We start from the raw sequence: 14,890 nt of genomic DNA, 5'->3' as shown, positions 1-14,890 counted from the left end.
TTTTAGGATATGGAAATACTATTTTTCATGTTCTGGGCTTGAAGCTCCATTTTTTGCTTCCAATCTTTTCCCTCTAAATCGACCATAAAACTATCAATGGTCTTTAGTGTCGTTCCTTGCGCGCTATTGTAGTAATCCCAGGCAATTTGATCTATGCCGCTGGATTTCAGTTGCTCTTCGGGAAGCGTTCGGCCGTAATCGAATGCTTTTTTCAATAGCTCTTTATAACGGGGCGGATTCTTTTTCTTGATCAAGGTATAGGCGTTGATGTAAATGGCCAAAGCCTGCTGCCCTAGACCGAACGATATGGCCAGTTCGGCTTGCTCGCAGAAAAGGTCGGTCGCTTTTTCTATTTCATTTTGATGATGGGCACTTGAAGCCATATAAGCGTACAGTTGCAAAATGATAGCATTTGCCGTATCGTCACCACTAGCTTTGACCTGCTTTGCAATGGCGAGGCCACGTCGCAATAATTTGTCGACCGTATCATATTCCTTGAACTGGAACAGCATACCGGCGTAAACCCCGTGGGCGGTAGCAAAGGCGGTTTTGTTTCCTGTTTTCTGCGTTACTTCAAGACCCTTTTCGCCCCAAAGATGTAGTCGCTTACGATTGTTCTTGGCGGCGCTGTTGCCCATTTCTACCATACACTCCCTAAACTGTACTTCCGGATCGTTGGGGTCGCCTGACATGGCTATCTTTTTCATGGCGCCGTCAAGGTCAAGGTCTACCCAAAGCGACACGCACGTAGCTTTATGTTTTACTTGAACCGATTCAAAATAGTTTTTAGGATGATGGTCAAAAACCATCAAACGGGTTTTTGGGGGCATTCCGAGCCCAAGCATGGTTTCCATCCAATTTTTGTAATCTTCGGTGGCTTGCACCGTGTATGGAAATAGAGCCAGAACCAAATGTTGTTCGGGGTTCGGGAGGGCTTTTTGGAAACTCGCTAAAAATTCGATGAGGAGGCTGTCGAAATCAGCCTCTTTATTTTTGAGTTTTTGCTTAAAATAATCAGGGTCCCAGTCGAATTGAAGGAAATTGCCCTCTATTTGTTCTTTCAGGCGTTCGTCGTTCTTAAAACTTTCCAGCCAATCCGATATCAGGTTTTTACTGTGTACCTTGCTATCTACAAAAGGGGTAAGTAACACTACGGGAATATCGGGGATGATACCGTGAGGGGACGATTCTAACTTTAAAAAGCCTTCATACAATCGCGCTTGTTCCGGTTTTATCAACCAACGTACCCAATTGACCTCGTCATGGGGGCTAACGTCTTGTAACCACTTTTGTTGAATTTGGGTCACTAAAAGTGCGACCGGATTGTGCTCGTTGTTCATCTAGATTAACCACAGTTTAAGTTCAAGAGCCCTCCTTTTATATTGGTCATTGTAGTACCATCGGCATTTAGAATACCGTTGCTCTTAAGTTTTAATTCTGCTGACCCCTCTACTTGTGTGCTCGGTGCGGTTACTTCAACTTTTGCCCCACTGTTTACCGTAACCTTGGCGCTGCCATCGCTATAAATTTCCTTTGAAGTAAGGTTTACGTTGTTGGTTCCGTCAAGGTTAACTACCTCCGAGGCGATAATATTGATTTCTTTGGAATTCAGTGTTAACGCGTTTGGAGCGGAAATGGTAATACCTCCCTCACCGTCCATCACAATGGAATTACCGCTAGGGTCTTGTATCGCAATGCTCCCATCGCTATCGTTCATAATAATTTCGTTACCGCTTCGGGTTTTGATCGCTTTGATATTGTTATCGGGATCGGAATAAGCACTTTTGGCCTTAGCGTTAAAACCAGAACTTAACACAAAGGGTTTCTCGGGGTTGTCGGCCTCGAAGCCGACCAAGATTTCTTCGCCTTTTTCAGGGATAAAGTAAAAGCCCTTGTCGCTACCGGAGTAGGGAGTGGCCATCTTTATCCAGGGCGTACTGGTACCCATGGGCTTTTGCCAAGGGAACTGTGCCTTGATGCGTCCAAGACCTTCCGGGTCGGCATTGTCGAGCACCCAGCCCCTTTGTGCGCCCGATCGGGGTGCGGCGAAACTGTTGGAGTAGGGCAGGTGTTCGGTGCCCTCGGGCACGGCCTCGAACTCGTTGCGGTAGTGTCCGCTATGGTCGAACCTGTGTACGACCTTGGTGATATCATAGGAACCGTAGGGATCCTTTTTGCCCTGGTCGGAAAAATTGAGCCCTTCCAAGGTGAGGGTGTCGCCAACGGTAAGGTTTACGAGCTCCGAAGTGCCCGAGGCCAATATCATACTGGCCGCTTTCCCCAAGGTGTTCACCTTTGTGGCGGTATCTACCCCGCTTTGCGCACTGTACTCGTGCTGGCCAATACTCCAATCGTAAGCACTTTTTTTCGCGAAAACGTTTTCCGATTCGCCCTTTATCCGGTCTTGGTAGGGATGGGATGAATTGGGGAAGAATGCGGCGGAGTCGGCTTCTAACGGGGTGTCGTTGACCCAATCCCAAGCCTTAAGCCCGAAGGACTGCTCCCTGAGTACGGTGGATAGGTTAAAGCTCAGTACGTCCTGTCCGTAAACGCCGTGCACCTGTTTGTCCCCGGTCCTGCCCACGCAGAAATCGGTACCGTTATGGTAGATCCAGGCCCCGTAGCGGCTACAGAGCCGTTGAAGGAAGGCCAGGTCGCTCTCGTTATATTGTACGGTATAGGGCAGGCTTACGTCGGTGCCCTTGCCGATGGAAAGTTTTACATGTTCGGTGGAATGTCCGTTCACGGTATCGGTAGCCACCTGAGATAGGGGCGTACCCTCTTCGTAGCTCAGGCACTGGACGGAATTGGCCAAGAGGGCCGCCGGCCCATGGCCCGACAGTACGATGGTACCTGCGGCATCGGACCCCTTTTGGAGGTCTACCGAGGTGACCACGCCCTTGAATTCCATTTGGTTTTCGTTGATGCCGATGGTGATCTTCTTGCCCACATAGGCCAGGGCATTGTCCATCAAGGCGCCCGCGTAGCCTTCGGTGGCATTGGAAGGGAAGGCGATACGGAAGGCACTGTGCCCTCCAATGGACTGTTCTACGGTAACGCTATAGCCCGAATTGGGTAAGAATTCCTCTCCTCCTACAAGGAGTTTGCTGTTTACTATTTTGGACATATGTTAGTATTTTCGGGATTAAAGTAATGATTACCCCAAGTGTGAGCAAATAAAAAAAAGTGTTTTCGTCAAGATGTCAGGGAGTTGTGAATTTTTTAATTGGAAAAAACAGTGTTAATTTATCGATCGCTATCAAGGATATCGGGCAAAACGGGCATATCTTCAAAAACGGATGCTTCGATTTGCGATTACTTCTATTTTGTAATCATTGATGTGGACCAAAGGAATCGATTTATCGTTCAAAAACCTGAAACCTAAAAGGAACTGAAAATCGGCATGGGTATCATCCAAATCATAGGTAATTTTTGAGTTCGTCGAAAATCATATTTTGTGTGTTACTTTTTTTTGTGAACACCTTGTAAAGAAGGTCAAGATGCTGATAAGGGTTAAAATCCGTATTTTCATTTTATGGGTTGTTTAAAAATAATAGGTGTCGCCCTGTAGCCTTACCCTTTTTGTGGGTATCCCGTTCACGAATGGGGAATTGTCCCCTTGAGGACACCATAGCGAAAGCTAGGGGCGGCTTGGTGCGTTGGCAAAGTAGCGATACTTCTTTACAGCGGTGTTTTGAACAGGGCACGGGCGCAACGCTCGCGCTAGGGGTATAGCAAATGTTTTGTCTAGTTAGATTGTTTGTTTACTTGATTTTGTAGAAAAAATTATCTCCAAAACAACGACTGAAATATTCGGTTTCTGGTTGTTTTCCCATACTGATGCCACCCGTCTTGCTGTTGTCTGAAACCCTAAAATAACTACAGAAACCAGAGGTCAACCCCGCAAGGGTGAATTCCTTCCAGTTTGGTCCCAACTCTTCTTTGAGTTGCTCTTCCGTCATTTCGGTTAAGTCCTCCCTTGGAGACCAACCTGTTCCGTTTTCAATGGATTGTTGAAAATAATACCCAGATTCATCTTTTTTTATTACGAATTCTGTCTTTCCATTTTTTGTTGACGAATATTCGCCTAAAAGATGTTCATTTGAAAATGTCGCTTTTTCTTTTTGAGAACAAGCTGTAATTAGTATAAAGCTCATTACGATGGATAAATTCTTAATCATTTTTGTCTTTTTTAAATAATACTGGAATAGAGGAAATATTAATGGCGCAACAACCATATATTATATTTTGAAAATTCGTATGAAAAAGGCTGATAATTAGTGTGATAACTGCAAGTCCAGTAAGAATGAAAAGTGAAATTTTAAATTTGGAAAAATTCATACTTAACAAAAATGCAGTTAAGAGTCCGCCATAAAACAAGATTGGTTTTGCATACAAAAGAAAATGGTCTATAAAGCCCAAAGAGGCTGATGAACTTCTTTCTCCAGTTTGAACAAACACGAATTCAACTTGTGAGGAATCCATTAGAATTACCCCAAATATTATCATAATATAAACAGGGGAACCTTTCCATTTTTTGTTCATATATGGGAATATTTTCTCCATTTCTAAATTTTGGATTTTTTGCGGTAATTCAGTCATTGAGACTAGAAATAAAGAAACTACGCTGAAAATAATAGGGAGAATGTAGGAGTCGTAGGAGATAATGAATAAAGTAAAAACACCTAACAAAGTGAATAAAACTATTTTCACATTCTTGTTAATGTTTACTCTACTGATCAAAAGATTGATTCCTAAATAAATTAGGGAAATCGCTATGGTCGGTTTTAATATCCGCTCGTTGAAAAGCATAAAATCTGCTTGTGAAGAAAAATCAAATCTAAAGTAATTGTTTATGTACGTTGATTTGGTGTAAAAATTAGATAGAACACCGATTAGAATTAGTAAAACTCCTAAGATTTGATTTGTATTTCTTTGTTTGACCTTACTTTTTTGAGAGCATCTTTTATTTCCTGTGTTGCGTATTCCCTCTTTAAAAGCTCTTGAGCTATCCTTACCTTATTATACTTTTTATAGACTAAATCAGATATTACTTTTGATATTTCGTCCATTTGGTCAGTTTTTTTATAATTATCACAGTAATCTTATAGGCGTATCCCTATACCCTTATACCTCATTATATAGGGGTATAAAACAATAGTTTTAGGCTACCCAAATTCGCTTACAATATAAAAATTTTTATAATTAATTTCTTACATGAAAGAGTAAGTGCAACCTGATTTTGGGTACGAGTGAGACGCCCACTTATCGGGTATGGGTACCGTTTTATATGGTTTTTGTTACGTATTATAACGTTGACTTTCAGTTGAATATTTTATGGGTGTCCCGTTAACGAATGGGGAATTGCCCCTCGAGGCGCCCTAGCGTATTGTCCCCTTGAGGACGCCGTCTGCGCTAGCAGCGGGCGAGATGGCGCGTTGGCAAAGCTGAGTTATCGCTGCTTTTTAGGGGTGTTCTGAGCAGGGAACTAGGGTGACGCTCGCGTTAGTGGGGGGGGAAGGCTTACCTTATCTTGTCCAGTTCCTTTAGCATTTTAAAATACTCCCTTGGAAATTCTTCACGAAACAAGCGTCCAAAATCCTCGTAATGCTCACGGCCCAAATCAATGCGTAACGAGATAAATTCAAATATGGAATCGGTAGTCCTCGTCAGTTTCCAAGGGGAAATTTCACTTCTGATCAGTTTTTCATAGAAATCGTAACCTTGTAAGAACGCCCTCCCTTTTGGGGTTTGTTCCATCCATTCCCTTACCGCGGGCTTCATTGCGCGTGCATTGCAAATGTTGAAGAATTGACGCCAAAAGGTTATTTCGGCCTCGTAAATTGATTCCCTGTTCTTTTTTGATCGGAACATGGGATTATATATCATAAAGGGAAGTATACCTCCCCGTTCGTATTTTCTATAATTGTGCTTTTCGATGATTTCCCGTTCACCTATGGTGTAACTCCACATATCGACGTAAGAATTGATATTGATTGAATCTTTCTTGACCAATAGAAATATGCCAAAGTGTATAGCAAGGGGATATAGGTAAAACAAGAGTGATGGCCACCAAAACCAGTCGTAATCTACGATTAGCGTTTTATTGGATTGCAATTGCTTTATCTCCTTTCTTTTATCATGCCATATGGTCAGGCCGTATTTTTCAATAAAGCCTATGTTCGTATTTATATTCTTCTGTGGCTCTTTGTATTCGGTCGTAAAGGGTTGGGATATGGTATCGTTAAGCCATAGGTACAGAATCCTTTTATTCTCCATTCCTCTAGACCTTTTCATCTCATATTTTTTGAGCTCGCCACTTGAAATATCAAAGTCGGATAGAAAGGGTTTTTTAAAAAGTTGGTATACAAGTAGTAGCAAAAGGAGAAAAGCGCCTTTTATAAAGAGGATCCTGGGACTCCACCAAAATGATTCCATGATAATTATAAATATTTGGTTCGTCGGGTTCTGGTGGTATAGTTGGGCCGCCGTGGTCCGGTTAGTACGGACAATGGAATGTCCCCCGCCGGTGAGGGATTCTTATGGGGGGCGGTATAAACGGTCGCTTTGAAAAGGCCATGGCCCGAACTATTTATGGGGTGGGGCACAGGTAAGATAAATTTCATATTGAACTACGATTTTTCAGATCTTAATTTATAAATTTTTCTTTTTTGGTCGGTGTGTTGGTTTTTTGTTGGGGTAGGGAAATACAACCCCCCGCCCTTCGGGAACCCCCTTCGAAGGGGGATTCATTGTCTGTTGCAGGAACGAGCGTGACGCTCGCGTTAGGTGGGGGCACACCTTATTGCTCCAGGCTATTGATGATCATATTGATGTCCCCAAGATTGATGTGCTTGGCCATTTGTTTGGCGACCACATAGGGGGCCGGAAGTTTTTCATCCTTGATATCGGTGCGCACTACGTATTCTATTGACGATATCCAGTCCTTTGAGGAGAAAAAATAATAAACGTTCGAGTATTCATAGCCTATCAGCTCGGTAAGATTATAGTCCTTATAGATTTCCGTGAAATTTTCCCGGAACAGAATTTTCCGTCCATTTATTTCCGTGGTGCCATCAATTTCGTTCTCTTTCACAAAATTATCCTGTATGACCGAAAGGGTCTCTAAATCTAAAATATCGGAAATATCCTTGATGTTGTTGGTGATGGGGTTCATGGCCTGTGGGCTTACAGAAACGGTTTTGATGATGGTTTCGTTTCCAATGCTTACCGTATCCGTTAGTTGTATGGGCATACCGTCCGTATCCGATAGGGTAAAGTCGCTTTTAATTTTAAAATTCAAGTGTTCGGCTTTTATGCTTTGCAGTTGCGAAAAGGCCGCGGTACAAAGCAATAAGGCTATTAGGGTGAGGCTATTCGTTTTCATTGTTTTCTTTTTAAATGTTTGTTGGTGTTATGGATGCTATAGCGCGGGCGTGGGGCTCGGGAGTGTGTTATTTTCGTTTTCTCTTTTTTCGATTTTTGTAATTCCTCCAAAACTTTGGTTTGGGCATTGTATTTTCAACAATTTCAATTCCTTTGTTTCTCAAAATCATTTCAATCAGTTCAGGTTTTTGGTCGAAAAGCATTGCTAAATCCTTGATTGATACACCTTTTAGGTAATTTTGTTGAATTTTTTCTTGGTCAGATTCGGTTATATACTTCAATTCCGGGTTCGATTCTTTCTGAAGTTTTGCTTGATAATTTTGAAGTACTTTAATAATGTCCGATAATACAGAAGGGTTTATTTTAAGAGTTTTTGATTTTTTGTTAGTGTTTAAAATCGTTTGTACAATTTCGATATATAATCGACCATTACTATGTTCCACCAAATCGATAAGAAAATTACTTTTGTCAAATTCAAGTTGAGTGGTTTCCAATATCGTTTTCATTGCTAAAACTCTTTCTTCCGTTTATGGATGTGCTGCAAACTGATTTCAATTCTTTGTTTACCAAAAAAAGAAATGTCCATTCGATAGATATAGAATTCGACTAACACCCATACCTCCCAATTGTCAGGTACAAATACAGTTGTATTTGAGTGCTTATTATGTATTATAACGCTGTGTTTGGGTTCAATATTTTGTTGCTGCCATGCTCGCGAGTGTGAGGCTTGGGGTAGTAGGTGAACGTTACGGGCAAGACGCTCGCGCTAACGGATGTTCGGCTTTCACTTGTAAAACGGATACCTCCCCCCGTCCTTCGGGCACCCTCTTCGGAGGGGGATTCATTGTCTGTTGCAGACACGAGCGTGACGCTTGCCCCAGCGGGGCGATTGCCTACAATCTCAAGACCCGCCTGAACGGCACGGGCAGGAGTACCTGAAATTCGAGAACAACACCCGAAAAGTGGGGCAGGAAAGCTTGCCCTGCCATTATTCGTAAAAATCATGGTCCAATACTTGAAAAGCCTTTCTCAAGTGCACCTAAAATTTAGGTTCAGCTTCTGACATGGCATAAAAAAAAAGCCCCTTAAAGAGGCTTATATCGATAGTAATTATTTCTGATCAATGACTTGTGCAACGGTTACTGTTGTTGTGCAGCGTTATTTTTTGCTTCTTAATTCAGACAACCTTTTTCTGTAATTCAGATTTTCAATATTTTTATTCTTACTCAAGTTCAATGGAGGATTATATTCCTTAATCAATTCATCTTCTAATTTGTCTGGATTTAAATTACTCTTGTAATAAAGTACAAGATTCGTTTTCATCCATTCGCTCAATTTTATTTCATCATTTTCTTTGAACTTGGTTTTTCCATTTGTCGGGTCTTTATCCCTTGCAACCTTAGGATAACCAAATAAAGAACCGAGGGATTTTCGAAGAGTCGAACTACCTGCATTGTTACCTGTAAAATGTTGTCTATAGTCTCGTTTTCTTAGACTTTTGCCTGCAATTCCTGTGTAAATTACATTTAGATTTTGAAACGATTTCATTTCACATTCGATTCCAATACTCGGTAATTTTGAACCTTCATTCAAGCAGACTATATAATTTCCTGGATTGTCAGGAATATCATTTGAAGAATGAATTTTAGGGTCAAATAAGGTGAAACTTCCTTTTTCTATAGGTTTATCAACGACTTTCAATTCTTTGGTCTGTGTCGTCCTTGGTGTTTCTTTCTTCAGGTTTGCTTGTCCTATTATTTTAATTCTTCCTGAGCTTATCAAGCTTTCAAAATCCGCTGGTTGCAAATCTGTTATTCCAAAATCGTCAGAACCATAAAATCCGATTCTTCGCATCTTAGCCCTTATCCCTTTCTGTCGAGATCTGTCTGCTTTGATTCTTTCTTTTATCAGACTTCTTAGCTCAGAGATTTCCATTGCTGAGAATGTGTTTTTTCCTTTCATTTCGGTTCATTTTTAATGCTGCCCAACGGCCAGACAGCTATGGCGAGTTGCGTGGTATGCTTTGCATACCTTAGCAAGGGGGCGCCATTAGACGCACATTCGCTATAGCCAGTGATGTCGATGGTACCGACCGCGAACGGCTCCGTCGGAGTTTTCTTGGATGAAATATAGCAAATTTTATGGGCGAATGAGCAGTCGTACTGTCTGGCCGATGGTCGTTGGTAGGAAAAAAAGGTAGGGAGGCGGCCTCGACCGCCCGATTTTTTACGGGCCGGAGGTATCATCGACCATCGTTCTCGTATAACCGTCAGTTACGGGTTAAATTAGCGATTATTTTCGGTTTCGCACAGACGTTAGCAATTCCGCGTGGATTCGGACGGCCTGTCCCGAACTTGTTTCGGGAAGACCCGTATGGCAGGTGGTGTGAGAGGCGCAGTCCGTTCCTAACTAGGGGGCGGACCCGTCTACTCGATTGTGTGCTGCCTTTTATTCATTTGGTTCGATATGAATTAGTATGTGTCCTAAATTCGGTATTTCTTCTCGTAAATAGTCCTTTAATTTATGTGCAATATCGTGCCCTGATTTTACTGTTATTTCACTATTTACAATTGCGTGTAAATCAACGTGAAATTTCATTCCTGATTTTCGGATAAAACATTTTTCAGTATCTAAAACACCTTTAACTTCTATTGATTTTTCTCTAATTTCAAGTATTAGGTCGTCATAAAGTTGTTCGTCCATAACTTCTCCTAAGGCTGGTCGTAAGATTAAATAACTATTATACAAGATAAATGCGGAAGCAAATAATGCAGCCCAATCATCTGCTGTTTCATAACCTTTTCCAAATATGATTGCTATTGAAATTCCGATAAATGCCATTACCGAAGTTATTGCATCACTTCTATGATGCCAAGCATCTGCTTTTAGGGAAGAACTATTCGTTTGTTTACTTTTCTTAATTACGATTTGAAATGAGATTTCTTTCCAAACTATTATTAGACCCAAAATAATCAAAGTCCAAGATTTCGGGATTTTATGAGGTGTTTGAATGTTTTGGATACTTTCATAAGCGATTATTGTAGCAGAAACAACAAGAAAAGCAACTACTCCAAATGTAATTAATGGTTCAATTTTCCCGTGCCCATAGGGATGATTTTCGTCTGCTGGTCGTTTTGCATATTTAAAACCTAATAAAACTAAAAATGAAGCAAAAATATCAGTTGTTGATTCAATCGCATCTGCAATTAAAGCATAAGAATTCCCGAAAAATCCTGCAAGCCCTTTTATCAAAGCTAACGTAGTATTTCCAATTATACTGAAATAGGTTGTTCGTATTGCAGTTTGTTCGTTATTCATTCGTTTTTTTAGGTTGCATACAACGCGTAGTGCGGAAGTAAGGAAACTCTTTGTTTCCGTCTTAGCACGAAGCTAAAGCTTATTGTTTAGTTTTATTTTTTCTTGTTCAAAGCTAAATCCATAAGATTTAGCGACATTATAAATATACACAGACCTTTCGATTATGCCCTAAAGTCCGCATTACGTTTAGGTTTTGTGTGTGCCCAGTATGGGCATCTTTTAACTACAGAAAAGTAGTTAATTAATCTAGAGGGTGCAAGTCCCTTATGCGCTGGAGTAACGTCTGGAAGCATTAGTAAGTCGCAAGGGTGGTAACTGCGAAGTTACATCTGAAGAAAGCGAGACTACAAAACTCGGTACTGACGAACAGGAACCGTATACAGAGGCATATTTACTTGGGTAAGCAAGCACATCATTGTAACGCTCTAAGAACATCAAAAGGGTAGATATGTAGATACGGCAGGGATCGAGCGAAAGAAGATGTTCTTACCCCGATAAAGATCGGGGCAGGCTCTGGGGAGGTCTCCAAAGTTACGTGTAGCTACATGGAGAAGTCAGCAGAGGTCATAGTACTTACGGGAAACGAGCTAAGGCAGCACCCTAGAGGTCTCACGAGTAAGGAAGGACAGAACGTTAAATCACGTCCGGATTCGTATAGGAATCCGTCAATTGGATAGCCTATACCTAGAAAGACAAGAACAGAACAAATGATAGCAAAAGTAGTAGCCGCTAGAAACTTGAGCGACGCCTGTAAAAAGGTGGTCGGCAATAAAGGGTCGGCAGGAATAGATGGCATGACCGTACAAGAGCTAAAGGCGTTTATAGATGCCCATCGCTCAAAAGTGGTACACCAACTTATTTCAAAAAGTTACATGCCAGAAGCTATCAAAGGGGTTGAGATACCCAAGGCGAACGGCAAGACCAGATTATTGGGAGTGCCTACGGTAGTGGATAGATGGCTTCAACAAGCTGTAAGCCAACAACTGGCGATTCATTTCGAACTCGATTTTGAATGGGAGAGTTACGGTTTCCGCCCAAAGAAGAACTTTCAACAGGCAGTTTTAAAAAGTCAAGGGTACATCAATGATGGATACCAAGACCTAGTAGATATAGACCTCAAAAGTTTCTTCGATGAAGTACAGCACTATAAACTACTTCAACTTATTTATAACAAGGTAAAGTGCCAAACCACCTTATGGTTAATTCGAAAATGGTTACGGGCACCTATTTTAAAGAATGGGCGACTATGTAAACGTAGAAAGGGATTGCCACAGGGCAGCCCATTGAGTCCGTTACTGTCCAACATTATGCTGGACCAATTGGACAAGCATCTAAAAGCACGGGGGTTCAAGTTTATCCGCTATGCCGATGACTTCAGTATATACACGAAATCAAAAGCAGCGGCACGGGCGATAGGGAACGAGGTCTATCTATTTTTAAAAGAGAAACTGGATTTACCTGTCAACCGGGCAAAGAGCGGTATACGCAGACCTTCTACTTTCAAGGTTTTGGGTTATAGGTTTACGCCAATCTATAAGAAAGGCGCAAAGGGCAACTATCAGTTAACAGTAAGCAAAGAGTCTTGGCGAACACTCAAACGCAAACTCAGGTATCTTACCAAGAAAACACTTCCTTTATCGTTAGCAGAACGGTTACAGCGATTAAAACTCGTCCATAAAGGTTGGTTGAACAATTTCCGACTAGGAAATATAGAGACCAAACTTAAAAAGCTGGATGAATGGCTGCGTAATCGGTTACGCTACTGTATATGGCATGATTGGAAGAAACCGGAGCGCAAACGCAAGAACCTCATTGGCTTAGGTGTAAAACAGGGACAGGCATATGCTTGGAGTAGAACAAGAATGGGAGGATGGGCAGTAGCCCAAAGCCCTATACTTAGAACTACGATTACTGAAAAACGTCTAAGAAAAAGAGGTTATGAAAGTATGTTGGCGTACTACCTAAATGTGAAGTTCTGATATAACGAACCGCCGTATACAGCCTGTCCCGAACTTGTTTCGGGAAGACCCGTATGGCAGGTGGTGTGAGAGGCGCAGTCCGTTTCTAACTAGGGGGCGGACCCGTCTACTCGATTGTGCTTAGTATTTTATTTAGATGGATTTTTTAGTTTAATTCATCTGTTAATTAGAGCATCTTTCCAGATGTTTTAGCTTGAGCATCTTTGCTACGACCCATAATTGAACCAATTACCATTCCGCCAATTAAACCTAGAGAAATACCTAACGAGCGTTCTAGGTTAGATAAAATTGCAACTCCAAATAGCAAACCAAATATTAAACCTAAGCCACCATAAAAAGTTGTATAATATCCTTTGGTGGTTAAGGAAAATGTGTCTTTTAAATATTTTTGAAAATCACTAAGGGCTTTCTTAAAATATTTTTTTCTCCTCAGAGGATTTGACCTTAAATTTAAACTATCCAATTCTGTTTCTATAGATAAAATTTCATTTTCAGATAAACCTTTCTTTTCTAAACTCGTTATAATTTGAATAAATTCTTGGTAAACCTTTATCTCAGATTTTCTACTTGTCTCAGCTTCTAAACTTTCAAAAAAGTTAATTGCATTTTTTAGTGTCATAATTTTTACTGTTTTCTTGGTTAGTGGCTTTTAACAAAAAATATTACACTTAAAACTTATTTTTTTTGAAAATATTTAAAAAGCCATATAATCAAGACCTATTACGAAGTTTTCAGTTCCTTAAACTTTCTATGTCAGTCATTAGTTCTTCTAGTTTTCTAAATACTCTTCCATAAACAATGTTTAAATCCCATTTATAAATCCGATCTCCAAAATACGCCAGTAACATTAAAATTATGAATACAATAACAATTCCTATTAGTGGGATTCCAAATATTAAATAGATATCAGGAAAACCTATGAGAACTTCATTTACTAATCTTTCTCCTAAAGGCATACCCTCTGCATCTTTAAACCAAAACCCTAAAATCAATGAGATAAATATCAATGGATACAAAAATCTTGAGAATTTCTTATTTACCGAGATTTGTTTATTTTTCCATTGGTTAAATGCCTTTAAGTATTGATAACTACTAACACCCAAATCTATTTGCTCTAAGTCATTTAATAGCTTCTTATTGAAATATACAAGAACCGAAAGCATAACAAAAAATATGATACCTGTTATTGGTATTCCGATAAAATATGAGACTAATAAGAAAACAAATGAGAATACAACAATCGCAATCAAGTTGATTCTAAACATACGTTTAAATTTATCAATGATATGAATTGATTTTTGGTTGTAAAGATTGTTAATTTTTGGTGCTACTAAAGCATCACTCTTAAGAAAACCTTCTTTCCAAATATTTTCAATTGATCTTTCCATCTAATATTTTTTTTAATCTAATTTTAATTCTTTTAACACGCACACCAATATTATTTGGGTTAGTACCTATAATTTCTGCAATTTCCTTTTGCGATTTTTCTTCTAAATAAAGCATAATGATTGCTCTATCGATTTCCGATAGTTTTTTAATACCATCGTATAATAAATTTAGAGATTCGTCTGAAAACGCGAAGTTGTCTTCGGTTTCTTCAGTAGTTATAGAATCAGATACAAAATGTTGAACATTATTTTTCTTTTTCTTAAGTAATGTTAAACAAACGTTTAATGAAATCCGATACACCCAAGTGCTCCATTGAGATTCTTCACGGAAATTGTCTTTACTCCTCCAAATTTGTAAACACACTTCTTGGTAATAATCTTCAAAATCTTCTTGCGAGTTGGAATACGCTCGACATAATTTGATAATTATTCCTGCAAATGGTAAAATAGATGTTTTATAAAAATCGCTACTCAATAGTGTTCTTTTTATTGGTTAGTGGCTAAAATTTGGAATTATTACAGGCAAATGGCAAAATTGTAAAAAGAATATATTCTGAGAGATATTAAGCACAACGTTTATGTATAAGATTAGTGGCGTGTTTAGGCAACTAATTTATTAAACAGATACTTGCCAGAGAAAATTCCGCAGGAATTTTCCAAATAGGCTAAAACTAGCCATTAATTTTATACGGTGTGTGTGCCCAGTATGGGCATCTTTTAACTACAGAAAAGTAGTTAATTAATCTAGAGGGTGCAAGTCCCTCATGCGCTGGAGTAACGTCTGGAAGCATTAGTAAGTCGCAAGGGTGGTAACTGCGA

The 14,890-nt window shown here is 40.0% G+C and carries 17 protein-coding genes; 3 read left to right on the top strand and 14 right to left on the bottom strand.

All coding sequences use genetic code 11. The features are described 5' to 3' along the window. Positions 1-2 precede the first annotated feature (2 nt). From B4Q04_RS21700 to B4Q04_RS21665, 9 genes are all read right to left on the bottom strand, one after another. The gene (locus B4Q04_RS21700) at positions 3-1,340 is read right to left on the bottom strand and encodes a hypothetical protein (RefSeq protein WP_088698086.1); all 1,338 of its coding nucleotides are present in this window, start codon (positions 1,338-1,340) and stop codon (positions 3-5) included. A gap of 5 nt (positions 1,341-1,345) precedes the next feature. Beyond that, positions 1,346-3,127 carry a type VI secretion system Vgr family protein gene (locus B4Q04_RS21695; RefSeq protein ID WP_013994719.1) on the bottom strand — a complete coding sequence of 594 codons (1,782 nt, stop codon included), beginning with the start codon at positions 3,125-3,127 and terminating at the stop codon, positions 1,346-1,348. A gap of 162 nt (positions 3,128-3,289) precedes the next feature. Beyond that, positions 3,290-3,418: a hypothetical protein gene (locus B4Q04_RS23115; protein ID WP_262508247.1), complete on the bottom strand. Its 129-nt coding sequence runs from the start codon at positions 3,416-3,418 to the stop codon at positions 3,290-3,292. 346 nt (positions 3,419-3,764) lie between these two features. Beyond that, entirely contained in the window at positions 3,765-4,181 is a 417-nt protein-coding gene (locus tag B4Q04_RS21690) for a hypothetical protein (RefSeq protein ID WP_046287546.1), read from the bottom strand. Next, positions 4,174-4,602: a hypothetical protein gene (locus tag B4Q04_RS21685; protein WP_123772418.1), complete on the bottom strand. Its 429-nt coding sequence runs from the start codon at positions 4,600-4,602 to the stop codon at positions 4,174-4,176. Before B4Q04_RS21685 ends, B4Q04_RS21690 begins: the two co-directional genes overlap by 8 nt. Positions 4,603-4,913: 311 nt before the next feature. Beyond that, positions 4,914-5,072, bottom strand: coding sequence for a hypothetical protein (locus B4Q04_RS22775; protein ID WP_161496099.1), 159 nt, complete (start codon positions 5,070-5,072; stop codon positions 4,914-4,916). Between the two features lie 451 nt (positions 5,073-5,523). Continuing rightward, on the bottom strand, positions 5,524-6,297 hold the full coding sequence (locus B4Q04_RS21680) for a hypothetical protein (RefSeq protein WP_123772417.1): 774 nt from the start codon (positions 6,295-6,297) through the stop codon (positions 5,524-5,526). Positions 6,298-6,802: 505 nt separating this feature from the next. Beyond that, positions 6,803-7,387, bottom strand: coding sequence for a hypothetical protein (locus tag B4Q04_RS21670; RefSeq protein ID WP_088698084.1), 585 nt, complete (start codon positions 7,385-7,387; stop codon positions 6,803-6,805). A 67-nt stretch (positions 7,388-7,454) separates the two neighbouring features. Then, positions 7,455-7,892 (bottom strand): hypothetical protein, encoded by a 438-nt coding sequence (locus tag B4Q04_RS21665; RefSeq protein ID WP_013994725.1) that lies wholly within the window; start codon positions 7,890-7,892, stop codon positions 7,455-7,457. 202 nt (positions 7,893-8,094) lie between these two features. On the opposite strand from B4Q04_RS21665, the gene B4Q04_RS22560 reads away from it, so the two are divergent. Further along, entirely contained in the window at positions 8,095-8,325 is a 231-nt protein-coding gene (locus B4Q04_RS22560) for a hypothetical protein (RefSeq protein ID WP_123772416.1), read from the top strand. A gap of 219 nt (positions 8,326-8,544) precedes the next feature. On the opposite strand, the gene B4Q04_RS22885 is transcribed toward B4Q04_RS22560, so the two are convergent. Further along, positions 8,545-9,348 carry a GIY-YIG nuclease family protein gene (locus tag B4Q04_RS22885; RefSeq protein ID WP_193789290.1) on the bottom strand — a complete coding sequence of 268 codons (804 nt, stop codon included), beginning with the start codon at positions 9,346-9,348 and terminating at the stop codon, positions 8,545-8,547. Between the two features lie 486 nt (positions 9,349-9,834). Next, positions 9,835-10,704, bottom strand: a complete 870-nt coding sequence (locus B4Q04_RS21650; RefSeq protein ID WP_088698082.1) for a cation diffusion facilitator family transporter — start codon at positions 10,702-10,704, stop codon at positions 9,835-9,837. Positions 10,705-11,249: 545 nt separating this feature from the next. On the opposite strand from B4Q04_RS21650, the gene B4Q04_RS23110 reads away from it, so the two are divergent. Then, a complete protein-coding gene (locus tag B4Q04_RS23110) occupies positions 11,250-11,381 on the top strand; it encodes a hypothetical protein (protein ID WP_262508246.1) in 132 nt (43 codons plus the stop codon). Between the two features lie 30 nt (positions 11,382-11,411). Next, positions 11,412-12,683 (top strand): group II intron reverse transcriptase/maturase, encoded by a 1,272-nt coding sequence (gene ltrA / locus B4Q04_RS21645; protein ID WP_088698081.1) that lies wholly within the window; start codon positions 11,412-11,414, stop codon positions 12,681-12,683. 166 nt (positions 12,684-12,849) lie between these two features. Here ltrA and B4Q04_RS21640 read toward each other — a convergent pair whose 3' ends face one another. From B4Q04_RS21640 to B4Q04_RS21630, 3 genes are all read right to left on the bottom strand, one after another. After that, complete coding sequence (locus B4Q04_RS21640; RefSeq protein ID WP_088698080.1) at positions 12,850-13,302, bottom strand: hypothetical protein; 453 nt, start codon at positions 13,300-13,302, stop codon at positions 12,850-12,852. 112 nt (positions 13,303-13,414) lie between these two features. Beyond that, the gene (locus B4Q04_RS21635; protein ID WP_088698079.1) at positions 13,415-14,071 is read right to left on the bottom strand and encodes a hypothetical protein; all 657 of its coding nucleotides are present in this window, start codon (positions 14,069-14,071) and stop codon (positions 13,415-13,417) included. Next, positions 14,055-14,546 carry an RNA polymerase sigma factor gene (locus B4Q04_RS21630; RefSeq protein WP_088698078.1) on the bottom strand — a complete coding sequence of 164 codons (492 nt, stop codon included), beginning with the start codon at positions 14,544-14,546 and terminating at the stop codon, positions 14,055-14,057. Before B4Q04_RS21630 ends, B4Q04_RS21635 begins: the two co-directional genes overlap by 17 nt. Positions 14,547-14,890: the final 344 nt, after the last annotated feature.

It is taken from the genome of Zobellia sp. OII3 (genome assembly GCF_002211465.1).
In the GTDB taxonomy this organism is placed as follows: Bacteria; Bacteroidota; Bacteroidia; order Flavobacteriales; family Flavobacteriaceae; genus Zobellia; species Zobellia galactanivorans.
The sequence above is the reverse complement of the archived record's forward strand: the minus strand, read 5'-3'. Positions and strand labels throughout refer to the sequence as shown.